Origin of the sequence: Streptomyces sp. NPDC049915 (assembly GCF_040656475.1) — a bacterium.
In the GTDB taxonomy this organism is placed as follows: Bacteria; Actinomycetota; Actinomycetes; order Streptomycetales; family Streptomycetaceae; genus Streptomyces.
Map to the genome: position 1 here is coordinate 1 of NZ_JBFAMH010000045.1, position 22,849 is coordinate 22,849.

Annotated in this window: 26 protein-coding genes and 2 pseudogenes; 14 read left to right on the forward strand and 14 right to left on the reverse strand. The window is 70.0% G+C overall.

The annotated features are described in order from the left end of the window. Window positions 1–122: 122 nt before the first annotated feature. The 8 genes from AB0J12_RS37580 (at window position 123) to AB0J12_RS37615 (ending at window position 5,175) form a co-directional block, all read left to right on the forward strand. Window positions 123–758, forward strand: a complete 636-nt coding sequence (locus AB0J12_RS37580; RefSeq protein ID WP_363269270.1) for a DciA family protein — start codon at window positions 123–125, stop codon at window positions 756–758. Beyond that, on the forward strand, window positions 737–1,210 hold the full coding sequence (locus tag AB0J12_RS37585; protein WP_363269273.1) for a hypothetical protein: 474 nt from the start codon (window positions 737–739) through the stop codon (window positions 1,208–1,210). The genes AB0J12_RS37580 and AB0J12_RS37585 overlap by 22 nt, the downstream gene beginning before the upstream one ends. A gap of 60 nt (window positions 1,211–1,270) precedes the next feature. After that, on the forward strand, window positions 1,271–1,807 hold the full coding sequence (locus tag AB0J12_RS37590; protein ID WP_363269274.1) for a hypothetical protein: 537 nt from the start codon (window positions 1,271–1,273) through the stop codon (window positions 1,805–1,807). Further along, window positions 1,804–2,184, forward strand: coding sequence for a hypothetical protein (locus AB0J12_RS37595; RefSeq protein ID WP_363269275.1), 381 nt, complete (start codon window positions 1,804–1,806; stop codon window positions 2,182–2,184). The genes AB0J12_RS37590 and AB0J12_RS37595 overlap by 4 nt, the downstream gene beginning before the upstream one ends. Window positions 2,185–2,428: 244 nt before the next feature. Further along, window positions 2,429–3,154, forward strand: a complete 726-nt coding sequence (locus AB0J12_RS37600) for a hypothetical protein (protein ID WP_363269276.1) — start codon at window positions 2,429–2,431, stop codon at window positions 3,152–3,154. 62 nt (window positions 3,155–3,216) lie between these two features. Further along, window positions 3,217–3,558 carry a hypothetical protein gene (locus tag AB0J12_RS37605; RefSeq protein ID WP_363269278.1) on the forward strand — a complete coding sequence of 114 codons (342 nt, stop codon included), beginning with the start codon at window positions 3,217–3,219 and terminating at the stop codon, window positions 3,556–3,558. A 227-nt stretch (window positions 3,559–3,785) separates the two neighbouring features. After that, complete coding sequence (locus AB0J12_RS37610) at window positions 3,786–4,328, forward strand: hypothetical protein (RefSeq protein ID WP_363269280.1); 543 nt, start codon at window positions 3,786–3,788, stop codon at window positions 4,326–4,328. 82 nt (window positions 4,329–4,410) lie between these two features. After that, window positions 4,411–5,175 carry a hypothetical protein gene (locus AB0J12_RS37615; RefSeq protein WP_363269281.1) on the forward strand — a complete coding sequence of 255 codons (765 nt, stop codon included), beginning with the start codon at window positions 4,411–4,413 and terminating at the stop codon, window positions 5,173–5,175. Window positions 5,176–5,331: 156 nt separating this feature from the next. Here AB0J12_RS37615 and AB0J12_RS37620 read toward each other — a convergent pair whose 3' ends face one another. Then, the gene (locus AB0J12_RS37620; RefSeq protein ID WP_363269282.1) at window positions 5,332–6,513 is read right to left on the reverse strand and encodes a hypothetical protein; all 1,182 of its coding nucleotides are present in this window, start codon (window positions 6,511–6,513) and stop codon (window positions 5,332–5,334) included. A gap of 64 nt (window positions 6,514–6,577) precedes the next feature. Then, window positions 6,578–6,904, reverse strand: coding sequence for a hypothetical protein (locus AB0J12_RS37625; protein ID WP_363269283.1), 327 nt, complete (start codon window positions 6,902–6,904; stop codon window positions 6,578–6,580). Window positions 6,905–7,070: 166 nt separating this feature from the next. Between AB0J12_RS37625 and AB0J12_RS37630 the strand changes: the two genes are divergently transcribed. Both AB0J12_RS37630 and AB0J12_RS37635 read left to right on the forward strand, forming a co-directional pair. Next, a complete protein-coding gene (locus AB0J12_RS37630; RefSeq protein ID WP_363269284.1) occupies window positions 7,071–7,466 on the forward strand; it encodes a DUF5958 family protein in 396 nt (131 codons plus the stop codon). A 316-nt stretch (window positions 7,467–7,782) separates the two neighbouring features. After that, window positions 7,783–8,028, forward strand: a pseudogene (locus AB0J12_RS37635) (S24 family peptidase); the annotation flags it as partial. A gap of 204 nt (window positions 8,029–8,232) precedes the next feature. Here AB0J12_RS37635 and AB0J12_RS37640 read toward each other — a convergent pair. Continuing rightward, window positions 8,233–8,414 (reverse strand): annotated as a pseudogene (locus AB0J12_RS37640) (DUF6207 family protein); the annotation flags it as partial. A gap of 273 nt (window positions 8,415–8,687) precedes the next feature. On the opposite strand from AB0J12_RS37640, the gene AB0J12_RS37645 reads away from it, so the two are divergent. The 4 genes from AB0J12_RS37645 to AB0J12_RS37660 all read left to right on the forward strand — a co-directional run bounded on the left by AB0J12_RS37645 (window position 8,688) and on the right by AB0J12_RS37660 (window position 10,103). Further along, window positions 8,688–8,870 (forward strand): hypothetical protein, encoded by a 183-nt coding sequence (locus AB0J12_RS37645; RefSeq protein WP_363269285.1) that lies wholly within the window; start codon window positions 8,688–8,690, stop codon window positions 8,868–8,870. Window positions 8,871–9,165: 295 nt separating this feature from the next. Further along, the gene (locus tag AB0J12_RS37650; RefSeq protein WP_363269287.1) at window positions 9,166–9,330 is read left to right on the forward strand and encodes a hypothetical protein; all 165 of its coding nucleotides are present in this window, start codon (window positions 9,166–9,168) and stop codon (window positions 9,328–9,330) included. A gap of 33 nt (window positions 9,331–9,363) precedes the next feature. Beyond that, window positions 9,364–9,486: a hypothetical protein gene (locus AB0J12_RS37655; protein WP_363269288.1), complete on the forward strand. Its 123-nt coding sequence runs from the start codon at window positions 9,364–9,366 to the stop codon at window positions 9,484–9,486. A gap of 167 nt (window positions 9,487–9,653) precedes the next feature. Further along, complete coding sequence (locus tag AB0J12_RS37660; RefSeq protein WP_363269290.1) at window positions 9,654–10,103, forward strand: hypothetical protein; 450 nt, start codon at window positions 9,654–9,656, stop codon at window positions 10,101–10,103. 573 nt (window positions 10,104–10,676) lie between these two features. On the opposite strand, the gene AB0J12_RS37665 is transcribed toward AB0J12_RS37660, so the two are convergent. From AB0J12_RS37665 to AB0J12_RS37715, 11 genes are all read right to left on the reverse strand, one after another. Continuing rightward, window positions 10,677–13,268 (reverse strand): hypothetical protein, encoded by a 2,592-nt coding sequence (locus tag AB0J12_RS37665; protein WP_363269292.1) that lies wholly within the window; start codon window positions 13,266–13,268, stop codon window positions 10,677–10,679. 68 nt (window positions 13,269–13,336) lie between these two features. Next, window positions 13,337–13,903: a hypothetical protein gene (locus AB0J12_RS37670; protein WP_363269293.1), complete on the reverse strand. Its 567-nt coding sequence runs from the start codon at window positions 13,901–13,903 to the stop codon at window positions 13,337–13,339. 55 nt (window positions 13,904–13,958) lie between these two features. Continuing rightward, entirely contained in the window at window positions 13,959–14,885 is a 927-nt protein-coding gene (locus AB0J12_RS37675) for a CehA/McbA family metallohydrolase (RefSeq protein WP_363269294.1), read from the reverse strand. A 49-nt stretch (window positions 14,886–14,934) separates the two neighbouring features. Then, on the reverse strand, window positions 14,935–15,114 hold the full coding sequence (locus tag AB0J12_RS37680) for a hypothetical protein (RefSeq protein ID WP_363269296.1): 180 nt from the start codon (window positions 15,112–15,114) through the stop codon (window positions 14,935–14,937). Further along, complete coding sequence (locus AB0J12_RS37685) at window positions 15,111–15,557, reverse strand: hypothetical protein (RefSeq protein ID WP_363269297.1); 447 nt, start codon at window positions 15,555–15,557, stop codon at window positions 15,111–15,113. Before AB0J12_RS37685 ends, AB0J12_RS37680 begins: the two co-directional genes overlap by 4 nt. Before the next feature lie 344 nt (window positions 15,558–15,901). Then, complete coding sequence (locus AB0J12_RS37690) at window positions 15,902–16,984, reverse strand: hypothetical protein (RefSeq protein WP_363269298.1); 1,083 nt, start codon at window positions 16,982–16,984, stop codon at window positions 15,902–15,904. Window positions 16,985–17,120: 136 nt separating this feature from the next. After that, entirely contained in the window at window positions 17,121–17,432 is a 312-nt protein-coding gene (locus tag AB0J12_RS37695; protein ID WP_363269299.1) for a hypothetical protein, read from the reverse strand. An 83-nt stretch (window positions 17,433–17,515) separates the two neighbouring features. Then, on the reverse strand, window positions 17,516–18,034 hold the full coding sequence (locus AB0J12_RS37700) for a hypothetical protein (protein WP_363269300.1): 519 nt from the start codon (window positions 18,032–18,034) through the stop codon (window positions 17,516–17,518). Then, window positions 18,027–19,757, reverse strand: coding sequence for a type IV secretory system conjugative DNA transfer family protein (locus AB0J12_RS37705; protein WP_363269301.1), 1,731 nt, complete (start codon window positions 19,755–19,757; stop codon window positions 18,027–18,029). The genes AB0J12_RS37700 and AB0J12_RS37705 overlap by 8 nt, the downstream gene beginning before the upstream one ends. A 2-nt stretch (window positions 19,758–19,759) precedes the next feature. Then, window positions 19,760–21,319: a type VI secretion protein gene (locus AB0J12_RS37710; protein ID WP_363269302.1), complete on the reverse strand. Its 1,560-nt coding sequence runs from the start codon at window positions 21,317–21,319 to the stop codon at window positions 19,760–19,762. Continuing rightward, on the reverse strand, window positions 21,319–22,848 hold the full coding sequence (locus AB0J12_RS37715) for an SCO6880 family protein (protein WP_363269304.1): 1,530 nt from the start codon (window positions 22,846–22,848) through the stop codon (window positions 21,319–21,321). Before AB0J12_RS37715 ends, AB0J12_RS37710 begins: the two co-directional genes overlap by 1 nt. Window position 22,849 lies beyond the last annotated feature (1 nt).

Below are 22,849 nucleotides of genomic sequence, written 5' to 3' on the forward strand. Positions count from 1 at the left end.
ACAGGATCAGACGAAGGCCGCCCCCACGTCCGGCGAATCCCCAGGTGAGCGACTCAGTTCGAGACGCCGTTCGAAGCCGATAGATAAAGAACAAGCTGAAGCGACCCGAGCGGCGCACCGGCATGGTCGTACGCCGCGACGGCCGAGAGCCGCTCGGGCTCGGCAGCGCGATCAGCATGATGATGACCGAGCGCGGCATGGTCGCCCCGGCCGCCAGCGGCAGCGTCCTCGCGCAGTTGGACGACATCCTCGCCGCGGCCGCGCCGGAGCTCGCCGGTCACGTCCAGGCCGTGGCGTTCGACGCAAACACCGGCCGCCTGGAAGTCGCCCCCGACGCCCCCGCCTACGGCACGAAGCTGCGCTGGAGCGCGCCGAAGCTGGTCGCGGCCGCCAACGAGAAGGTGCGCGGCGCGAACGTCCGCACGCTGCACGTCCTGGCGCCCGCACCCGTGAAGGCCGGCACCGCCACGGCGGCCGCCGACCCGACTCCGCCGACCGTGCCCGCCGCGCCGGTGCAGCGACGGACCCCGCCGGACGGCTACCGCCGTGCCATCGAGGCGCACCGCCAGGCCGCCCGGCCGTCGAGGGTGGACCCGGCCATCGCGGAGGCGGTGGAACGGCAGACCAGGGCGATGCGGGAGCTGTCCCGGCGCGCGTTCCCCGAGCCCGACGTCGTCTCGGATGACGCGCCGGCCCCGATCGAGCAGGTTCGCCTTCAGCGTCGCCGCCAGGGCCCGTGCAGGACGTCGTGTCGGTGATGGTCGGCGGTGAGGCTCTCGGCCCTGCTGCGTACCGGGTCGACAGCGGGGACCTCCTGGTCCGTACGGACGGTGGCTGCTGGCCGGACTGCCAGGACATGGCCGCGCCGTGCGGCGAGGCCGGCACCTTCTGCGTGACGTACCGGACCGGCCTGCCCCTCGATGACGCGGCGATCGCCGCGTTCTCCGCGCTGGTGTGTCACCTGGTGAAGGGGTGCGGCGGCAGTGGGTCGTGTGGCTGCAGCCTCCAGCGGAACCGCAACTTGTCCCGGGTGTCGCGGCAGGGCGTCGACTTGGAGTTCCAGGACACGACGGCCATCTACGCGGACATGCGCACCGGGCTGCCGGACGTCGACATGTGGCTGGCGATGGTCAACCCGTACCGGCAGCCGTCCGTGTCGCGCGTCTGGTCGGTGGACTACCGCCGCCCTCGAACCACTACCTACCCGTGAGGCTGTGATGGCGTTCAGTCCGCTCGCGATCGATGAGGTCGCCGACACCGTGGGGTGCGTGTGCCCCTCGACGAGGTCGCTCAGGAGGTGGACGGGCACCCGGGCTGCCCGGACTGCCGGCGTTGCGTCGTGCCCGGCACCGCGGCGTGGGACGGCTGTGAGGACCCGTGCACCGGCAGCACGGGCGGCCAGCTGTCGGTGAACGCGACGCGGGTGTACCCGTCGACCACGACGAGCTTCCCGCAGCAGGACCAGGCGGTGCGGGACGCCCGGAACTGCGCGCCGCCGCCGGTCACCGCGGTGGAGCTGGTCATCACAGTGCTGCGGTGCCCGCCGGTGCCCACGGAGGAGGGCTGCCCGCCGTCGTGCGAAGAGCTGCGTGAGTCGGCGAGGATCCTGCACGTGGACGCGTTGACGGTCTACAACGCGCTGCTGTGCTGCCTGCCGCACACCGCCCCGGCCGGCCGGCGTGGCCGCCGCTTCGTCCTCGGACAGCAGCGCACCGTGGGCCCGCAGGGCGGCTGTGTGGGCATCGAGCAGACCGTGACGGTGGCGCTGCCGCCGTGCCTGCCCTGCACCGAGCCGGAGTCGCCGTGAGCGCGGAGGTGAGGATCGAGCCCGGGCGGATCACCCGGTTCCTGCGGCTGCGGAACGGCCGCGTGGAGCGCAAACTGCGCGAGCGCACCGAGCGGGTCGCGAGGATCGCCGCGCAGGAGGCACCCGGGTCGATGGGCCGCTACATCGACTGGCACATCGGTCAAGGCCCCCGCGGGTTAGAGGGCGTTATCACCTGCGATCACCCAGCCACGCTCTACGTACTCAACGGCACGAGGCCGCACCTCATCCGCCCGCGCCGGCGCAACGGCGTCCTCCGGTTCGAGGTCGGCGGCGAGGTCGTCTACACGCGGCTGGTCAGACATCCTGGCGGCAGGCCGAACAACTTCTTGGGTCGTGCCCTCCGAATGGAGCGATGATCAGGCGTTTCGCGCCAACTCACCGGCCGGCGCCACCTGGTGCGCGGTGGCAGGGGGAGCAGGTCTGCTTACCGTTCTCTCACCCTCATGTCTTCCTCAGAACTGTGGCGCAAGATCATTTCCGGGTTATACGGTCGACTTCGGCGCGCCACCGACCAACAAAACGAGGGGATTTGCTTTTCTCATGCGCATACGCGCTCGTTCTGCTCTGACATCGGCAGTGGCGTTGGCCGCAGCCGCGCTCATGACCGCAGCCGCCGTACCGGCCTCCGCAGCGGACGCTCCCGTTCCTCCTGCCGAGAGCTACCAGGAACTCCTGGGCAACCACCAGCCCATCCCTCTCACCCGTGCGGAGGCGGGGCAGCATGAGGAGTCGAAGACGTTTCTCGCGGCGGCGAATGCCGACCATCTCAGCGAGCACGACACCGATGCCCTTCTGACCTCGGGCCGCTGGATCGCCTACCCCGTCAGCACGACGGAGGAGACGGTGACGCAAGACCCCGAGGCGGGGACAGAGACGACGGTGACGAAGGTGACCAGCTCCGTGGCTGCGGAGAAGACGTCGACGGAGACCGTCCCGCTGAAAGCCCGGACGCATGACGGGTACCTCAAGCAGGTGTACTGGCTCAATGGGGCCGACGGCCGGCACTTCGCATACTTCCAGATGCGGGAGAACTACAGCTACAACGGGAAGGCGGTCACCGGCTACGAGCAGCCGATCATCGACCACAAGGTCTACACGTGGGCGGAGGTCCTGGGCTGGTCCTTCGAAGGGCTCGACCTGAGTGGGTCGCAGGGCCCGGCGTACTATTCGTGGCACGGTAACAGCCACGGCGCTCTCCAGACTTGGCGGAGGGCGAACTTCAAGTACGACCCGACCCACCTCGACATCGGGTCGCTCCACCGGTACCCGTGGCTGCACTTCTACCAGCACGCCGACGGCACCGAGTACGAGACCCACGGCATGTAGGTCGCACGACATGTGCTGGGGAGCCTGCGGGTTCCCCAGCCTTTGACTCCAGGGGACATGTGATGAAGACGACCGTTCTTGTCGTAGCGGGGATGTGGTTCATCATCGGGGCAGGGTTGGCGTCCGCACGGCACTGGCCCGCTTCCCTGGTCGCGCTGCTAGGGATGGTCATGATTGTCTCGGCCGCTACGGGGCGTGAGGTGTGGGCACGGCGGGGCCTGTGGCTTGCCGTTTTCATCTCCGCCATTCTCTGGCTGACGTGGTGCGTCGCTGAGCTGGCACGTGCCAGCGGGCAGCATCTGAGCGTGGAGGACCCCGGAGCGGTGGCGGCGTACGTCCTGGGGCTGGGTGTCCCCGCCGTCGTGGTGCTGTGGGTCCTGCGTCGCTCTGGCCAGCCCCGCTGAAGCCCTTCCTGATCTGCGTAGTACTGGGAACCTCAGCGTCGCCGACCTCTCCAAAGGTCCGATGCCGCTTGCCATCGGGTTTCCTCACAGCGCGCGTTGAGCACGACGACTGTAGGTAAGGGAACGGCCCCGCACGCTGGTGCGGGGCCGTTCTGCTGTGCGACTACCCTCATGGGTGCTGACTGGTTGAGGGCCGGGCGACGGAGCGGGAGACAAGGACATGACCCGTGCGGAAGACCATTGCGCTCAACACTGAGCCCCACGTCATCGCTGTAGGCCCCCACGAGCTGGAGATGCAGCCGGAGGTGTACGGGGACGAGTTCATCGACGCCTACGTGGATCTCCAGGAAGCCCAGGCGGCGAAGGGCGTCGACCTGGAGAACCTGGAGGGGGCCGACCCGGCGTCGCTGCGGAAGACGATCCGCGCGGTGCGGGTCTTCCTCGCCCGGCAGATGCTGCCGCAGTCGGCGGAGTTCTTCCTGCGCCTGGACGTCGTCGTGGACGGCAAGGTGCTGGAGTCGTTCCAGGACGCCGGTGAGGCGGAGGCGTTCGCCGCCGAGCACCCGGGCGCGCGGGTCCAGGACGCGCTGCGCCTGCCGCTGCGGGCGGTCGCGGAGATGCTGGAAGTCGTCGTCGAGCTGTACGGCGCGGGTAGTGGGAACCGCCCTACTGGGTCGTCTTCCGGCTCTGCGAACAGGCCGCGGCCTGGTGGGATGCGTGGGACGGCGCCCTCGCCCTCCAGGGCGTCAACCCGCACGAGTGGCCGCTGAAGCGGATGCTGAACGCTGTCGAGGCCCAGTTGGATGCGGGCGCGAAGGACGACAGCGAGCGGGCGCGTAGGCGGGCGGAGTTGTGGGCGCCGCCGAAGAACGCCCGAGGGCGCGCGGGGGCGGCTGGCAGGAAGCCGAGGCCCGCAGGGAGCTGTTCGCCAGCCTGGAACAGGCGGTGGCCGAGAAGCGGGCCGGGAAGGTCAAGAAGCTGTTGCGGCATGCTAAGACGGCCGCCAAAGACGCCTGTTCCGAGGAGGAAAGCCGCGTGATCGACGCGGCTGACGGCTGCCTCACCGCCATCGCGGCGGCTACGAGCAAGCGCCTGAACACCCTCCTCGACGACCTTGACCAACTTCCCCCCGACCCGGACCCGGACGTACTGCGGATCAAGGTCCGTGAGCTGCTTCGGGCAGCGAGCGAGGCCAGCAGTATCGGGCCGCATCGTCAGGCAAAGGTCGAGGCCTGGAAGGAGCGGGTACGTCACACCGCAGGCCCTCTCCAGCCCGGACAAGGGAAGTCGCTTCCGCAGCTCCATCGGCAAGTTACCCGGAAGAGGTGGCTGGAGAGGCGCTGCCCGCGCTGCGGGGCGAACAGCGGCCACCAGCAATGCGCCGTCGACACCATGCCCGGTGAGATGCGGCGGGTGCCGCACGACGAGCGGCTGAAGCCGATCATCGACGAACGCAGGGAACAGCAACGGTTGCGGCGACCGTGGCGGGTGTACGAGGTGACCTGCCCCGACTGCGGCCAGGAACCCGAGCAGCGGTGCACCACGTCGGGCGGCCCGCACCGCTCACGGGTCGAACTGGCCAAGGAATACACCCGGCTGAAGAAGGCTCACTCGTAGAACACAGCCGGGCTCCGCCTGGCAGACTCACACCCTGTTTTCGCAGGTAGGTCATAGCCGGGCGCGCTGCATGAGGCGGAGGGGCTGGGTGGCGGAGGTTGAGCGGGAGCCGGCGGAGGTGCGGATCCCCAAGGAACTTCCGCCGTGACTGAGCGTTCAGTCGTCGTCTTTTCCCATCAGCCATGCGAGGTGCTCGCCGAAGCCTTCCTCATCGGCGACGCGGGGACTGCGCCGGTACGAGCAGACGACGCATTGCCCAAAGCCGACCCTCCCCGACATGTCCAAGCCCTGGACGCAGAAGGTCTCGTACCCGCACACCGGGCATTCCTCGAAGTCGTGGCCGTCAGGGTTGTGCTTGGGGTGGTACTCGTTGGGGTTGTCGGCCGACTCCGCACGGCGCTGGGCCTCATCATCACCGATGAGGGCGAGCAGCGCGCGCGCCTGATCGGCCGACCGCGCATCCTCGTCCTGGGCCCGTTCGTCGTCCCGGTCAGACTGGGCCTCGAGGAGCGTCCTCAGGGCGGGGTGGTGGTCAAGGGCAAGCAAGGCTTGGACGTGACGGCGCTGCAGGCGTCCCGCTCCGCTTCCATGGCGGGCCCGACCACTGACGTCTAGCGCATCCGTCAGAAGGTCAACGTCGATCCGGGTGTCCCAGAACCCTTCGGGCACGCGGTTTTCCTTCTCCCATCGGGAGCGGACGTCGGCGTCGCGATCGGGTACTACGCGCAGGCCCGTCACCGGCTCGGGCGGAATCTTCTCGGCGATCACCTTCAACAGGTCTCTCGCAAAGTGCACACGGCCCTTGCTGTTCGCTTCCTTGCCTGGCCACTCCGCGGCAACGATCGCGGCCAGGGCGTTGGACAGAGCCTGGTCGTAGATTCCTTCGTGCCCCGGCTCGGTTTCCGCGGACAGGTCGACGCTGGTCACCTCGGAAAACGGGTCCGCGTCATTCTCCTGCCGGAGCGCGTTGAGCATCATCACCGCGCACTGGCCGAAGTATTCGGCCCGGCGGTCGTTCGGAAGGTCGTGGCCCGACTGCATGCGCCCATCATCCTGCGGACGCAGTACCGAGGACCATCGGTGGTCCACACGACGACGCTGGAGCGGTCGGTGGACATCCGAAGCCACACCTCCTTGCCGCCCGGGCATGAGCGCCACCTTCAGGTGCGCCTCGTCCCACGTGCCCACCGGGTCCATCCACTGGATGCCGTCGGGCCAGGTCCGCATCGCCATCGTGCGCACGCTCAGCGCCGCGGCGAGGGCGTCCAGCGCCGCCTTGGGGATCCGCACCTCCGCTGGCTCCCGCTCCATCCCCTTCACCTGGCCTTGCGGGTTCACCCGACCGAGGGCCCCGGCCGACACGATGACCCGCCCGTCCGCCAGCCGCGTCGCCTTTAGTGGCCTAGTTCTCCGTTGGGCCGTATTCGGCGTTCCAACGCTCCTCGGCGTCCACGCCGGGCGGCACGATCGCAGTCTGCGGGTTTCGGCCGGGTGCCGCGGTTCCGGTGCCTACAAGGCCCAAGTCATCGTCAAAGATCAGAGCGTTGCCGATGGAGTTGGCGCCGATCATCCAGCCGACGACCGGCGCAGTTCGGATCGTTCCGTCTCCCGTTCGCCATACCTCGCGCCAGCCGTCCGGCGCGGGGATGGCGGCGATCGAGTGACCGCACTGGTCGAAGCCCTGGAACCCGGGGAGGTCGGCGGCCGGGGTCAGGCCTCGCTTACCCATTACAAGCGCATCACCGGTTTCCGGGCTCGACGGCCGTGGTGTCGTCCGGCTACCGCTGGCCCTGGCGGGGAAAGAAGAAGAAGGAGCTGTGGCCGCGGCTGTTCGTCCTGGCAGCTCAGAGCGTGCTTCTGGTCGAGGGGGATGAGCCGTGAATGAGTGGGCCGTCATGTTCAACGAGTTGGCTCAGGAGCGGCGCCCGATGGCACAGGGCATCGCCTGGTTCGACGCCCTCCTCGTCGAGGAGCAAGTCGCTGCTCTGCGGCTCCTGTCTCACTACTGCGTCCAGGCGCGAGCCACCTCCGACGACGGGCCGGAGGCCATTCGCCGCGCCGGCCTCCGCGCGACCCACACTCCGGCAGTTCTGATCACACGCGGTCGGATCAACGAACAGCTGGGGAAGATCGCCAGTCTGGCTCCCCTGGACGAGCGCCGGAAGGCGTTCCGCCTGTTGATCTCAGTGCTGGCGGTTGCCGACGATCGCCGACGCCAGCGCTTCTGTTCCGACGGGTGCGGCCACGAGTGGCACAGGCTGCCCCTTGCCGACGTAGCTGAGGTTGAGTGAGAGCTCTTTCGGCTGCGGTATTCATCGAGCACCTGGAAGAACTGGGCAACCGGAGTTGATCCCTCAGGTGTGGTCCGTTCAATTACAGATGCCCAGGTGAGGGAGCTGGACACCCCGCGATGATTCCGGAGCCAGCAGGTGGAGTCGCCTTCGGGCCAGAAGTCGAAGGGTTCATCGATGGAGTGGATACCCACGGCATGCCGATCAGCCTACGGCGGGGCACGCGAACCTACGTCAGAGTGCACGCGATCGGGGGCAGTCTGCCATCGGTTTCCATCCTGAGCCCTCCAAGATTCGGCGAACTCGTCGGTTTCCCGTGGCCGGTGACTCCATGATCGACGCGGCGATCTGCGACGGCGACATCGTGACCGTACGACGGCAGGACAGCGCTGACCACGGCGACATCGTCGCCGCGCTCCTGGAGGACGAGGCCACCGTCAAGGTGCTGCGTCGGCAGGACGGGCGGGTGTGGCTCATGCCCCGCAACCCGGCCTACCAGCCGATCCCCGGCGACCAGGCGCAGATTCTCGGCAAGGTCGTCGGCGTCCTGCGCGTGCTCTGAACGACCCGGCCGGCAGCGCCGCCGAGTGTGGTGTCGCCCTTTCTCCGACAGTGACTTCGCCCGCCTACCGGGCACGCCGGGGACGGATGTGGCACCGTGGACGCAGGCGGGTCCGCCACTCCCCCCGTGGTGGCGGACCACGCCTTTCTCCGTGGCCGTCGGCTCCGGCTCCGTCGGGGCGCCCTCCTCGAGGACCTGCCGCAGATCGGTGTACATCCGCAGCCGAACACCGGGCTGGCCGACGTTCCGGGTGGTGTGCTCGGCGGTCGAGGCCACAGGCGGGCGATCGCGGCCTGGAAGGCGAAGACGGTGGCATCGTCACGGCCCGCCACGTCGATGACGAGCAAGCCGGGCTCGGACAGGTGCGCTTCTCGGATCGGGTCCACGCCTGTCAGTACGTGTTCGTGGACGGCCGGGGTTCTGTTCAGACCCCGGATTCACCTGGCCGGGTGAGTTGTCAGTGGCGACGCCTACCGTTCCTTGCATGACCAGCTCGCCGAACTCCCCTGACCGCGCATGGGTGTTGGAGGCCACCATCGACAGCGCTGGCCGCCGATCCTCAATGGCAGGAACAACTCGACCGGCTCCGCCAAATCGCCTCGTACGACCCGGAGACCCAAACGTGGCATGCCCGTCTCGGTGCGCTCGACCTGGCGGGCATGCAGATGCTGCAGACCCTCTTCGACGCCGCGCGCGTCCACGGCACCGCGGTGCGCCTCACGCCCGTGGCGGTCCCGGCGTACTGGGACGGCCCCACCTTCACCAGGGGGCCGGATATGGCCGCTGTGCTGGAGGCTCAGGCTGATCGTGGTCGGCCGCTCGGGCAGCTTCCTCTGGCCTGACGAGCCCGCGCCGGGTGAGGACTTCGAGCTCGTTGTCGGCGACCTGCACGTAGTCGGCGCGGGTGCGGCGCTGGGGATGCCCACCATCCGTTTCGTCTGTCGCGCTTATCCTTCAGTCAATCGGCTGGTCACACCGAGGGCCTTTCGGGACGCGGGTCGAGCACTGGCGCCGCAACGCGTACACGCAGAGCAATGACCGGGCACCCGGTGTGAGTGACTGTCAGCGCTACCCGATACATTCGCTCGGATCGAACTGAGTGGCTCCGATCGGAGCCACCAGACCCGGAGGGGGAGCGTGAGCAGCCAGCGCGAGGACGAGATAGCCCGGGGCGTGGCCCGCGGGATGGCCGAGCATTACCAGCGCCAGGCCGACCAGCAGGGCCGACAGTTGCTCAGCTGCGCCCTGCTCTTCATCATCGTGGGCGGCGGACTGATCGCGTACATGTGCTGGAAGACCTGACAGCGCTCAGGAACGGCAGAGGAGGAGACGGCTGTGGCGGCCCTCGACCCGGAGTACGCGGCAGCGTGGGCGGATGCCGACGTGCCCTCTGCGCTCGACCTGGTGGCGTCGGCCGGCTGGGGCGACGCCGATGAGGTGCCCCGGCGTTCGACCTAGCGGGCCCGGCCGGGCCCGCAGACGTGGCGCGGGTGGTCACGCCCTCGGGCCGCCCGCTGTCTGCGGCCGCCGCCCGGCGCGTCCGGCTCGCGACCCCGTCCAACACCCGTCGTGGCCGTGAGTCCCGGTCCGCCCCCTTCGCCCGGTGGTGCCGGGAGCACGGACGGGTGGCGACCGACCCGGGCACGGTGCCGGACTACGTCGCGTGGCTCGCCGACCGAGGGCACCTGCCCGAGACGTTGGAGACATACGTCGGTTCCCTCGCCCACTGGCTGGCTTTCAGCGGCCACCCGCTGGACGAGGAGGACCGCAGCTACATCACGGCGATCGTCAACCACCGCACGGCCGAGGTGGCGACTGACCCGGACGGCATCGGGGACGCGCTGCAGGCGGCCGAGTGCATCCGCGAGGACCTGGCCGCGATGGTGGCCACCCTCGACCGCACCACGGTCGCCGGCAAACGGGACGCACTCGCGCTCACGCTCGACTGGTACATGGGCGGTCGCAGTTGCGAGCCGGGGGCGCTGAACATCCGGGACGTGGTCGAGGACGGGGATACTCAACGAGGCCACCCCAGAGGCTGCGGCTATCTGCACGCTGATGCTGCGGCGCCCTGAACTCGATCATCGCCAGATCGGTGCTCTGCTCGGCGGGATGAGCGCGCGAGCAGTCGAGGGCCAGCTCCGACGGCTGCGTACTACGGCGCGCAGGCTCGCGGCGAGCGGAAAGGTCAGCCGACCGCAGTTCTCTGAGGCAGGACAGCGATGACCGTACAGATCGCCGAAGCCGTAATGATCTTCACCATCGGCTGCCTCGTCGGGCTCGCCGTCTACAAGCACACGGCTCGGCCCCCTTCCGGCGCCCCCACACGGGGAGACCTGGTAGGCGCCATCGGAACGGCGGTGGGCGTCATCACCGTCTTGGCTCTCCTTCTTGGAATGGGAGGTGCTGGCGAGACGGCGCACAGCCCCAACGACGTGACGCCAGGGTCGGTGGCTCCGACAAGTTCGGCACCCGCGCTTCCGTCGTGAGGCGCCGGTCTCTGTATCGGGCTCGGTTTGGTCCCATGATCATGGGTGTGTCGTCGGTGGCGGAGCGGACTCTGCCACCGACGACAAGGTCAGACCAGCCGGAGCACGGGTCCGCTGTCGGGGACGCCAAGCAGCTGCCGGACTCCCGCGGAATGCACTCTAGAGAGAGGTTCCGCCGCGGGACGGCCCTTCCGGGCCAGTGATCTTCGGTGCGGGCGGCGGCGTGTGGGGGTGACGCGGCGGCCGTTGTGCGGCGGCGTAGTGCTGGCGGGCGGTCCGTTCGGCCTGCGCTTCCTGCGGTGTCAGGTTTGCGCGGCGCTCGGCTTCCTGAACTGTCTGTTGGATACGGCTGTTGATGTCGTTCAACTTGTTCTGCGCGGCCTGTGCCGCCGTACGGGTGTGGGCGAGGTCCTCGGCGGCCGAGGTTCTGGCTCGTTCGATGAGGTCTGGATCCGCGTCGGCGGCCGTGAGCCGGGCTACGGTGTCTCCGCCGTCCTGTTCATACCGGTCGGCCAGGGCCTGGGCAGTCGCGGCAGCGGTGGCCGCCTCTTCGGCCAGGGCGTGGGCAGCGTTCGTGAGATTGGTCTGGTGCTGGGCCAGGTCGTCGTCACTCAGCAATGCAAGCGGGTTGGCGGTCTCGGGGGCGGCGTCGCGGGGCACACTGGGCCCGGTCTCATCGGGCGTGGAGCGCCGGTCGGTCTCCTCCTCTTGTCCCGCCGGGGTCGACTGGGTCCGCATGTCGTCCGCGTCCACCGCACGCCGTTGCACGGCCGGCTCGTCTCGCTGTTCGTCTTCTGGGCGGGGAGCGATGCCCCTTTGCGGCGGCAGTTCTGGCGCGTTGGCCGGGTCGGGAAGCCTGGATCTGGGCGTGCGCCAGGCCATGGGGGTGTCGGGGCGGTGGATGATCCAGTCGCTGTCGAGGAAGTGGGACGACAGACTACGGCCAATGGCGGTGGCGTCGAACGGTCCGCTGGATTCGAAGACGCCAAGGGAGAGCGGCCTGCCTAGCTTCCCTTCCCATTTGCTCGCCCACTCGGCCAATGCCGGCAGGGTGCCCAACGTGGTCTGCTTGTCCAGGTACCCGTGACCGCCCATGAAGTCGCCGGCGTAGCGGTCGGGGTGGTTGGCCTGCCAGTACGCGCGGGCGGCCCGGACTATCGCGGAGCTGTTGATGTCGAGGTCGAAGTCGCTGGGTTCCGGTTCCAGACCCAGGCGCCACATGGCGTCGTACGGGCGGCGCAGGGGTCGGTTCTGGTCATCTCCGAACCACTCCTGGAGCCGCTGGACGGCCAGCGGGTTGCCGACGAGTTCCTCCTCGCGCGGCAGTGTCTTGTGGATCCCGGAGAAGAATCCGGAGCCAGTCCCCTTGAGGCGTATGTCAACCGCGGATGGGTCGATGCCGTCGCGTTCCAGCGCCTGGAGCATCTCGGTACCGAACTGCTGGTACAGCTCCGGGGTCATACCCATGGGTGCCTCGCCCGTGAGCAGCCACTTGATCTGGACCGGGCTGATGCCGAGGAAGTCGAGGTCGCGCTTGGTGATGGCGTAGCCGGAGTCGTCCTGCGGCCACCAGGTGGGGACCTCTTCCTCGCCCTCGAGGATCCGCATGATCTGACGGTCGAGTGGATCGGCGGCGTCGAGCCCACCGGTGACCGGGGAGGGCCGCCACCGGGCGCCGGTCTCTTGGGCCGCCGCCGGCGCCTCCGCCAGATCGCCCGGGACATCGCCCAGAGCGGGGCCACCCAGGGAGACATGGCTGGCCGCGGTCTGCTGGGCGGTGGGAGCCTGGGCGGTGCCGGAGAAGAGGCCGTCCAGGGTGGCCCGGTGATCGCCCGGCAGCGTGACCCATTCCTTCTGGGCGAGGTACCCCATGCCGGTCGTCGGGAGGGACAGGATGTCCCGCGCGGGCTGGCGGGCGACCAGGATCACGCCTCGTCCCTGGCGCTGCTCCAACCAGTCGGCGACGATCTGCCGGTCCGCCGACCAGCTCGCCAGCGGCCTCTGACGAGCCTCGAAGGTGTCGCCGACGTTCAGGCCCGCCCAGTCCGGCTGCGCGGCCCCCTCGGGCCAGCTCAGCGCCCGGTAGGAGAGCACTTCGGTGACGCCTCGGGCGGCGAGGACCTCCTGGGTCATCTCGTACTGGGTGCGCAGGAAGTCCCGCAGGGCGTCGCGGTTGTAGTCGAGTTCGAGGCCGACAGCGAAAGCGGTCTTGGAGTCCATCCGCCATTCGAGTACGTCGGTGAGGCCGAACTCCTCCTGGGCGGCCTGCTGCAGCGCCAGTACCCGCACGTTGTTGTTAGAGCCGTACGCCCAGGAGCCCATCAGCTCGCTGACCGCGATCATGCGGATCAGAGTCTCGGCCTGGTGGGCGTCCATGGGTACCACCCGGTCCGCGGCGTGCCGGGGATTGACCGGGTCGAGTTCGTCGACGTGGAGGACGTCGGCCCCCATCGAGGGGTACCGCTCGTTGTGCGGGACCAGCGCGTACCGGCTGTTGCCCAGGTGGGCGGCCATGTCGTTACCGACAACCAGGCCCATCGAGGCGAGGACGAGCTCGGGCGTGGACGATCGCATGCGATCGGCCAGGGCCTGGATCGCGATGGTCTTGGCTTGGGGGGGCTCGGTGACCCGGCCGTCGTCGGTCAGCAGCGCCTCGCCGATCCGCTGGTGATCGATGCGCTCCTGTGATCCCAGCGGCGGGGGCGGGGCAATGTCTGCCCCGCCCGGCTCATTGGTCGGCTGCTCGGTCAACGAGTCCCCCCTCTTCTGTTTCTCTCCGTGCTGTTGTTCTCGGCCGCGCCTGTGCCGTCCGCGCTGGGTCAGTCGCCGCGGAGGAACTCCTCCGCCTGACGGCGGAGGCCTGCGGGGGCGGCAGACCAGGCGGGGGTGCGCATGAGCTCGCGCAGCTTGATCTCCTTCACCTCCCGCGTGGCGTCCGCGCGGAGGCCGACGTGCGGCCACACGTGGTCCAGCTCGTCGGAGGGCAGGTACCAGTGGGCGCCGATGGCGGAGTCGGGGTTGTCGGTTGGTGGAGGTGTGACGAGGACCTCCGCGGCGGTGGCGGCGGGAGCGACTTCGATCAGGGTGAGGCCGAGCCGGTCGATGGCGTCGTGGAACAGGGCCCGGTGGTCTTCGACGGTACGGGCGGACGGCTGCTGGCCCGTGTGGAACAAGGTGAAAACCCAGCCGGATTCGCCGGTTCGGGCCAGGTCCAGGATGAGATCGACGCCCTCGTCGTCCGTGAAGGAGCGGTGCGCGACGCTCTTCGCCGCGCCGGGCCCCTCGGTGCGGGGCGCCTCGGTGAGGTCGAAGGTGCCGATCAGCCACCGCAGCTGGTCGGAGGTCAGCTCCCCATGAGAGAGGGCGCGGAGTGCGGGCCAGAGCATGGTGCGGATCCTTTTCTTCGGACTCGACGGGAAGGTGAGGTCTTCCGGATGGTGGCTACGGCTTGGTGGCAGGACGTGGGCCCAGATGGATCGGGTTGCTCCAGGCACGGCCCCCGGCAGCGTCTTCGACTGTGACCCGGCAGAACCCTTGGCCGAACATCCCTACGGGCAGCGAGCACTCCGTCAGAGCCTCGCCCTCCATCACCTGTGCCCCCGGGGCGCCTCCCGTGATGAACACTTTGCGCGCGGGCGAGCAGCGCACCGTGATCTGGCCGTCGTCGAGCCGGATGTCGTGCAGCTCGGGTCCGGTGCTGGAGTAATAGTGGCCGGCTTTAAGGGAGGCCAGAAGTGCTGTCGGCTCGAGGGATTCGGCGCGTACCTGGACCCAGGCCGTGCAACCCGGCGGGTCCTGGGACTGGAAATGGGCGTCATCGGCGGCGTAGGCGGTCAGCCGGTGCCCGCGGTTGAACAGGACGTCGGCCAGGTGCCAGCTGTCGCCCCGGTCCTCGCGAGACGCGAGTGCGTTGTGGATCTCCACGGCATGGGCCGCGTCCAGGCTCTCCGCGTCGACGGCAGTCAGCAGCGACGCCGCCGGGTGGGCCATGCCGATGAACGCGCCGGCGTCCCGCGCCCGGCGGGCCAGTTGAGGCCCGCTCTCGTCGGGGTCAGGAGGCGGGAAGCCAAGCGGCAGCCCCACCGCGACGATGTGCCACTTCGGCCCCGCCTCCGTGCATGGGGCATGGAGTTCGGCCCCCAGCAGCGTGGTGAACCGAGAGGTGCGCAGCGGCCGGGTGTCCGTCAGGGGAAAGCCGTACTCGGCCCGGAAGTGGTCGGTGAGTGCGAGGAAGTCGTAGCCGGCGTCCTGGTAGCGGCGAGCTGTCTCCTCGGGTGACAGCGCTCCGTCGGACCGGTCGGAATGGGCGTGCAGATTGCCCCGCCAGAAGCGGCCGGGCCGGTTGAACGGCAGGTCGGTCACGCGCATCCCCCGTCGATCATGTGCCCCCGATTCACACACTTGCCTGCTGTCAACATTAGCGATCACCAGTCGGCGGTGCCGAGTCGTTATTGCCCCCGAGCAGGCCGGCGAGGTCCTCGGTGAGCAGGACGTACTCCGCGCCGGCCTCCCCGAGGGCGTGCGGATAGCCGAGGCAGGTGTCCGGCGCGCGCCGGCTGGACGGGTGCGCGGTCTGTAACAGGGTGGGTGAGGTCAAGACGGGTCCTTCCCATCGACGGTGGCGATGCGGTGGAGGGCCTCTCGGAAGGCAGGCAGGTGTTCGGCTGCCATCTCGTAGCGGATGGCACGCTGCCACGAAGGGTTGTCCGGGTCATACAGCGGGCCGATGGGCTCGGGCGTGCCCTCCGGCCACCAGTCGTTGCGCACGCCGCGCGGTACGGCGCGGGCCAGGGCGATGGCCGGGCCGTTCAGTTTGGTGAAACGCTCGCGCAGCAGGTCCGCGTCGATCGAGCCCCCGGCGTCGACGACCATGCGGGCGAAGGTCCGGGCGCTCGTGGGCAGCGAGCGCAGGTAGCGCTCGGCCCGGTCGGCGGTCCACTCGGTGTCGGCGGTCAGGGCCAGTTCATCGCGGTGCTCGGCGATGAGTGCAAGAAATTTCCGCTCGAACTCTGGTGAGGCGCCTTCGATGGTGAGCTTCACCGACACTCCCCGCGCGTTCTTACCTCATTCTCCTTGTTCTGCATGTCTCCGAGTATGCCGCCGCTGCGTCAGCTCCGTCAATGCAGAACAAGGAGAAAGAGGCAAGCGTTCTATATTGGCGTCGCCCCGTCCCCGCGGGCGCGAGGAGCAGTCGCACAGGCCGATGACGCTGTGCGGACGGTCGGGACCATCCCCGCGGGCGCGGGGAGCAGTCTTAATGTTGGGTCGACGGGCCGCCCACCGAAGATGACGGCCCTTCCTTATGGGGCTGGGAGCGGAAGAGCCCCCCGGCTCCTCCGCGCCCAGCCGCGTTAGCCCCCTTGGGTCCAATGGAGCCAATACGTTCAGCGGGACTCGCCCTGTCGCTGAGCCTGGTCGGTCGCCAGTTGCGGGGCGAACGCCGATCGGCCGATCGCTGGGCGCGAGGTGTGGGCCGGTGCAGCCGTCCGCTCCTGCCAGCGTTCCACCGCCTCGGCCTGCTGCTGGGCCGGGGTGAGTTGCTGGCGCCGGTGGACCTCTACGTCGACCTGTTCGGTCTGCTCATGCAGCCGCTCCGCCCGGGCGTGGGCCTTGGCGTGTTGCTCACGGGCGTACAGCTGGTCCTCGCGGGCGGCAGCGCGGGCCCGCTCGATCAGCTCCTGGTCGGCGCCCTGGTCGGCCAGGAGCTGGGCCATGCGAAAGGCGCCGTCGGGGGCCTCGGCCTCTGCCAGGCGCCGGGTGGCCTCCTCGGCACGGATCAGCCGGATCTGCCGTTCCTGGATCTCCCAGTCCGTCAGCAGCTGCAGGGGCATGGGGGAGTCGAGTTTCAGCGCCTCCGCCGCCGCACCCCGCCACGCGGGCGTGGCGGGCACGGGCTGTTCCGGGGTGCTCACCTGGGGCCTCTTCCTTCGCTTGATCTGGGCGTGGCCGCTACGCCGACATTCCCCGGGAACCCGCCGGGGGGCGGGAGTCGCGACCCGGGTGCGCGGCGTGGCAACTTGTGGTGCGGCGGCCCGGGGGACGGGCGCGGGGCCAGTGATGCCGGGCGGCAGGGTGACCGCGAGCCGCCCGCCGTGACGCTCGGCCAGGGTGGCCAGGGCCCGCAGGGCCTCGACGTCGCCTACGGCGAACCGGGGCGGCTGTCCTGCCTGGGCATGTTGGGCGTTCGCGGCCACGGCGCGCTCCACCAGTTGCTCGGCGGTCCGGCCGACGTCCCCGTAAGGGCCGGCCGCCGTGCCGGGGCCGTCGGGCAGGTCCGCCGAAGGCAGCCGCTGCCATGCCTGCCGGAACGCGGCCACCCGGGGGTGCTCGGAGGCGGTGGTCAGCTCCTGGCCCATAGGGGTCTCGCGCCACGCCTGGAATGCCTCAGCGACCTCCTGGGAGGCTGGCGCGGCTTCCTCACGCGTCCCGTACGGGACTGGGGCGCCGGTCCGCAGGGTGGTGCGCAACTGCTGCACCTCGGCGGCAACGTCGCCGACAGCGCTGCCCGGGGCCCGGGGGGCGAGGCGAGGAATACCGGGAGTGCTGTAGGTGAGGGCGGCGTCGCCGAGCCCTGCTGTCCCTCCGGCCTGAAGCGGGGCGGAGCTACATCTCCCGGTGCTCCGTCCCCGGCTCCTTCTCCAGCCAGATCTCCTCGTCGTACACCAGCTCCTGCGCCTGCGAACGTGTCGCACGCCGCGCCGCCGCCCGCTGGTCCGCCGGAAGTTGCTGGAGCAGGTCCTGCGTCAACGTCCCTATCTTCTCCGTCACCCGCAGATCCAGGGCGTGGAAGAACTCCTCCTGTTGCTCCTCGTTCCCCAACTCCACGAGGGCCCGCAGCCGGTACGTCTCCCAGTACTCCCGTGCCAGCTTCCCGTGCCTGCTCAACTGCGTCACTGCGGTGTTCCTGCTCGACACGAAGCGCTCCCTCAGTCTCCCTGGTGCTCAACGTGTTCTCCCCGTGTCCCTACAACGTCTCGTCCTTGACCAGGCCGACCCCATTACAGCGGCGGGTCCAACTCGGCGGCCATGCGCCGCACCTCGGCCTCGGCCGGGTGCACCGCCGGATCGGTGGTGTCGGCGGAGGTGGCCAGGTACAGCTCCCACTCCTCCTCGGCCTGCGGGTTCGGTGGAGGTGGCAGAGGCGGCTCCTGGTGGCCGCCGACACAGGCGGGCAGCTTCATATGCGGCTTGAACGCGTGCACCGTGTTGATCCACTCGGCCTCGGCGAGATCGCGCCCCGGGGTCTTTTCGCCCTCGTAGGTGCGCAGCCAGCCCAGGTAGAGGGCGGTGAGCATCTCCCGCACCCACCGGTGGCGGTACCAGCAGGCCGGGATCTCGTTGTGCAGTTCGGCGGTGTGGCGCAGCCATTCCACCCAGGTGCGCAACTCGCGCAGCCGTGCACGGCGCTCGGGCGGGGACATGGCCGACCACACCCAGCGGCGCGGCTGCGGCGATGTGGTCTGCGCGGGTGGGCCGGCGGGCCACAGGGAGGCCGGGTTGCCGAGGGAGTCAGCCACGGCCCGCCCTTCCCACCGCAGGTGCCGCTGACTTGTTCAGGCTCAGCGGCCCGTTTTCGGCGGTCGGCTGTGGGGCCGCCAGCAGACGTTTGAGGTCCTTGTCGCGGAAGGTAAGCCGCATCTTCACCTTGATCGGCGCCTTGTTGGAGTACTGGGCGATGGCGGTGAAGTCGTCCAGCTGCTGCAGGGAGTGCACGGGCGCGAGATCGGTCTCGGTGGGAGTGGTGTTGGTGGACACCTCGCCGCGCGAGCGGCCGGTTGACGTCCTGCCCACCTCGGTACGGCCGTACAGGCCGGAGAAGTAGCGCAGGGTCTCCAGGTCGCCGCAGCCGGGCAGCAGCATGCGCAGACCGCTCGCGGACAGCACGGTGTTGGCCTTCTGCACGCCGAGCCGGTCGCGCAGCTGGGACAGGTCGTGCCACACGGTCAGCACCACGATGCCCATGCCGCGGCCGGTGGTGAGGATGTTGGGCAGGCGGGGGTAGCGCAGCATGTTGCCCGCCTCGTCGACGAGCACGCCGAGCCCGGGGTCGAGGGGCTTGCCGGTGGTGTTGTAGGCGACCTCGGCGCCGTGGATGATCGAGGCGATGATCGAGGTCAGCAGCGGGGCGAACCGTTCGGCGTCGGCCTCGGAGGCGATCAGGCACACGGTGCCGTTCTTGGTCAGCAGGTCCTCCACGGTGAAGTCGGTGCCGGCGCAGGTCTCGCGGACCTCCTCGTCGGCGTAGACGCGTGCGAGGACGTTGAGGCTGAACTGGATGGAGCCGATGCCGTCTTCGTGCAGGCGCAGCCACGGGGAGGCGTAGTCGTCAGCGACCTCGTTGTAGCCGTGCTGCTGCAGCACGGAGCGGACGTGGTCGACGGCGTCCTTGCCGAGGGACAGCCAGCGGCGCATGGCGTTGATGCCGCCGCCGGAGAGGTTGGCGGCCAGCAGGACGCCCTTGAGGACGCTCTTGGCCTGGTCGACCCAGGGGGCGGCGCGCTTGTCGTCGCTGGAGGCGGAGGCCTCGGCCATCCAGGCGGCCATGCGGTCGGCGGCCTTGGCATCGGTGCAGTACTCCACCGGGGACCACTTGTTGGTCTCCCGTCCCGGGATCCCGGCCGGGGCGATCACCCAGACCGGGCCCAGGGCGCGGCGGCGGGCGTAGATGATGTCGAGGTCAGCGGCCTTGGTGGTGGTCACCACCAGCGGGCCCTGCCATTCGGCGGCGTTGGGCAGCACCAGGCCGGTGGTCTTGGAAGAGCCGGGCACCCCGAACACGGTGGCGCTGATGTTGGGCTGGGCGGCCACGATCTTCTTGGTGCTCATGCCGCGGCCGGCGGTGATGCGGTTGGCCCGCAGCTTCGGGTCCTGCGGGGCCTTGAGATTGCGTTCGACCTTCGCACCGCCCCACTGGGCGCCGCCGGTGTGGCCGCCGAAGTTCAGCTTGGTGACGGCCTTGAGCAGCAGCAGGAAGAACGTCAGCAGCAACGCCGCGGTCAGCAGGTAGAACAGCCAGGCGGGCGGAGCCGGGGAGAACACCGCGCCGGGGCCGTTGACGAGGGCGCGCAGCACGGTCTCCGGGACGCCGGCCGTCGCGTGGGCCCAGCCTCGGCCAGACAGCAGGGCGGCGAGCGGGGCGGCCAGCAACACCGCTCCACCCAGCGCCACGGCGAGGCCTGCGGCGTAGGCGGCGAGCAGGGTGTTGTCGTCCAGTCCGCTGCCGGCGCTCTTGTCGGCCACGGTCAGATCACCATCTTCTCGTCGGTCTCGAAGAGCTGCTGCTCGGTGTGGGAGAGCATCAGCTGCACGGCGTGCGAGCCGCCGCCGCGGCCGACCTTCCACAAGGCTCTGCCGCGCTGTCCGGCGCCCCAGGAGCCGATCAGGTCGCACTCGGCGTCGGTCAGGCCGATCGCCTCGCGGGTCAGCCGCAGCGGGCGGGTGTCCTGGGCGAGCTGGATGCGGGTCTCGCAGGAGCTGATGAGGTCCTTGGCGATGTTGACGGCCTCGGAGCCGGCGGCGCCGACGCCCTCGAAGTCCGAGAGCCGGTGGGTGGCCAGGAGCTGGATGGTGCCGGTCGCCCGGGACAGCCGCAGGTCGGCGTCGATCTTCTTGACCTGGGAGGCGCCGCCGGAGCGCATCTGCCGCCACAACTCGTCGCGGACGACGATCCACGGCCGGCTGCCGGGGCGGTCGATGGCGGCCTGGGCCCAGGAGGAGACGCAGGTAAGCACCATGGCGACGGTCTCGTCGCCGTACTGCTCCAGCGCGGAGATGTCGACGGACTGGATCGGGGCGTCCCAGTTCAGGCCGATGGAGGTCTGGTCGTCGAAGAGTCCGGCCACGTGCCCGTTGACCATGGCGCCGAGGGCGGAACGGATGGACTCCATCTGCTCGCGGGCCCGCTGCACCTCGCGGTCGCGGACTCGGAGTTCCTCGGCCATCGCGTCGCTGGGGTCGCGCAGCTTCTCGTAGACAAGCGGCAGCGTGGGCGTCTCCAGCCGTGTCTGCCCGTACAGCTCGCCGGTCACCTCGCGCACCGCGACGTCGAGGGCCTCTTCCTCCTGCGGGAGCAGGGTGCGCCGCAGCTGCAGCTCCAGCAGCGCCTTCAGCAGGGTCAGCCGGCGCCGGTGGATCTCCCTCAGCCGGTTCTGCAGCTCGCCAGGGTCCTTGATCAGCTCCAGGCCGGAGCCGAGCGGCCCGGCGTCGAGTGGGTTGACACGGCCGGGTAGGCCGGGGCCGAGCCGGACAGGCTCCACGCCCAGGTGGCGGCACAGGGCGGCGTACTCGCCCTTCACGTCCCCGGCGATCAGGGTGCGGTGACCGAAGGCCATCAGCCGGAAGCACAGGGCCTTGATGTGCGCGCTTTTCCCGGAGCCGGGGATGCCGGTGATCATCACGTTGGGGTTCGTGCAAAGCCCCTCTTTGACCCACACGGCCGGGTGCGCGCTGAACGCCTCGGTGGTCAGGGTGTTCTGCCCGATGTAGGCGCCGACCGGGGGCAAGCTCGCGGCGTGCAGGAACGGGTAGGCGCCGGCGGCGTTGGCGGTGTCGGCGCGCACGACCTCGACGCGGGGCAGGGAGGCGGACCGCCCGGCGTACGGGTGCGCCCAGCCTTTCTTCGGGGCGATCCGCATGACCGTCTCGGGGTCTTCCAGCAGCCGGGCGCGGCGCCGTTCGCGGGTGCTCGGGACCGGTTGGGGCGCCCCGACGGGCCGCTGCTCCCAGCCGGTGGCATCGCCGAAGCCGGCTTCTTTCAGCATCGTGTCGCCGTTGTCGCGGCGCTTGAACAGCAACGGTGCCATCAGAAACCGATCCTCCGATCCGGCAGGCCCTGGCCCAGCGGCAGGGCGGCGGCCGCGAACCCGACGTCCTGGGCGCCCCACATGCGGCGCAGCTCCAGCCCGGAGGCAGCCGCGTCGGCCTGCAGCTCGGCGCAGGCGGTCTCCAGTTCACCCAGGTCGGTGACGGTGACGGCGAGCACGGCGGTCAGCCGCACCACTCCCTGGCCGGAGGCCCGGGCAATGTCCTGGGCCTTGGCCTTCTCCGCTTCGAGGAGCTCGTCGGCGGACTCGTCCTGGCCGGTCTTGGCACGCAGCTGCCGTGCGGACTGCCGCCGCGCCTTCTCACGGGCCAGGTCCTGGCGGGCGCGGCGCGGGCCGATGGGCTCGTAGACGACGCTCAGGGAGCGGCGGGCGTTCTGCCTCGGTCGCAGCAGCGGCTGCAGGAAGGTCGCGTAGACGTCGGCCTGGGGCCAGGTGCGCACCTGGTAGGAGACGGTCCAGGCGCCGTCGTGGCGGTAGGTGCCCCAGTCGGTCTCGGCGTGGGCGGGTCCCGCCAGCTGGGGGTCGAGGCCCGGCGGGAGGCCCTGCCAGTCGGGTTCCTGGGTGGCGGCGGTGCGGGTGGCGAGCATCAGCTGCGCCTCGGGGTCGTAGGCGGTGCGCACCACCTGGGCCAGGGTGCGCGGGGGAAGCCACTCGACGACCTGCAGGCTGGCGGTGGACAGGGCGCTGTGCATGGCGTGCAGCTCGCGCACCAGGACGGCGGCCGCGCCGACCTGGCCGCCGCCGGCGCCCTTGACGGCCAGCCTCGCCTTGGGCGCGGACAAGGTGACGGACAGGTAGGTCTCGCGGGTGGTGGCGGCCGGCCCCGCGCCCTCCATCAGCTCCGTCAGGGCGGCGACCGCCTCCTTCGGGGCGTCCGGAGCGAGATGCCGGTCGGTCCACGAGCGCAGGGCCGCGCCGTCGTCGGGCAGGCACCGCTGGTGCACGGCGAGCCGGACGATCGGGGAGTCCTCGGTGCAGAAGCTGCGCAGGAAGCCCGCCCAGGCGGCGACGCGGGCGGTCTGCCGGTCGCTGTCGATCAGCGCGAGCCCGGGGAAGGTGATGCGGGCTACGGCGGTGTAGGTGTTGGCGACGGGGTCGTGGGAGACGCCGAGGGTGCCGCCGAGGCCGTCGGGTGCCTCCAGGAAGCGGAGCCGGGCCAGCACGCCGGGCAGGTCCATCGGCTGCTGCCCGGTCTTGGCCGAACGCGGGGCGAATGCCCCGGACATGAACACGTTTCGCCGGGTGGCCACGTTGATCTGATGCCTTACTGCGAGAAGAATCCATTCGTCGGCGCTCAGGCCCAGAACGCGCCCGAAGGCGAGCGCGAACAGCAGGGCCGCGAGCGGCACACACACCAGCGCGGCCGCCCAGCTGCCCAGGTTGAGCGGCGTGAGCAGCAGCACGCAGCCACCCACGACCAGAGCGAAGCCGACCCCGCTCAGCCGGCCCATGAACCCGCTGCGTTCGGACTGCCAGCCGCCGTAGGTGACGGGGGTGGAGCTGGACATG

Bases quoted from the DNA above. Each gene is read 5' to 3' on its own strand.
- AB0J12_RS37580 (WP_363269270.1), top strand. From the start codon at position 123: ATGGTCGTACGCCGCGACGGCCGAGAGCCGCTCGGGCTCGGCAGCGCG.
- AB0J12_RS37715 (WP_363269304.1), bottom strand. From the start codon at position 22,848: ATGTCCAGCTCCACCCCCGTCACCTACGGCGGCTGGCAGTCCGAACGC.
- AB0J12_RS37605 (WP_363269278.1), top strand. From the start codon at position 3,217: ATGAAGACGACCGTTCTTGTCGTAGCGGGGATGTGGTTCATCATCGGG.
- AB0J12_RS37710 (WP_363269302.1), bottom strand. From the start codon at position 21,319: ATGGCACCGTTGCTGTTCAAGCGCCGCGACAACGGCGACACGATGCTG.
- AB0J12_RS37630 (WP_363269284.1), top strand. From the start codon at position 7,071: ATGTTCAACGAGTTGGCTCAGGAGCGGCGCCCGATGGCACAGGGCATC.
- AB0J12_RS37675 (WP_363269294.1), bottom strand. From the start codon at position 14,885: ATGCGCGTGACCGACCTGCCGTTCAACCGGCCCGGCCGCTTCTGGCGG.
- AB0J12_RS37600 (WP_363269276.1), top strand. From the start codon at position 2,429: ATGACCGCAGCCGCCGTACCGGCCTCCGCAGCGGACGCTCCCGTTCCT.
- AB0J12_RS37625 (WP_363269283.1), bottom strand. From the start codon at position 6,904: ATGGGTAAGCGAGGCCTGACCCCGGCCGCCGACCTCCCCGGGTTCCAG.
- AB0J12_RS37645 (WP_363269285.1), top strand. From the start codon at position 8,688: ATGCAGATGCTGCAGACCCTCTTCGACGCCGCGCGCGTCCACGGCACC.
- AB0J12_RS37670 (WP_363269293.1), bottom strand. From the start codon at position 13,903: ATGCTCTGGCCCGCACTCCGCGCCCTCTCTCATGGGGAGCTGACCTCC.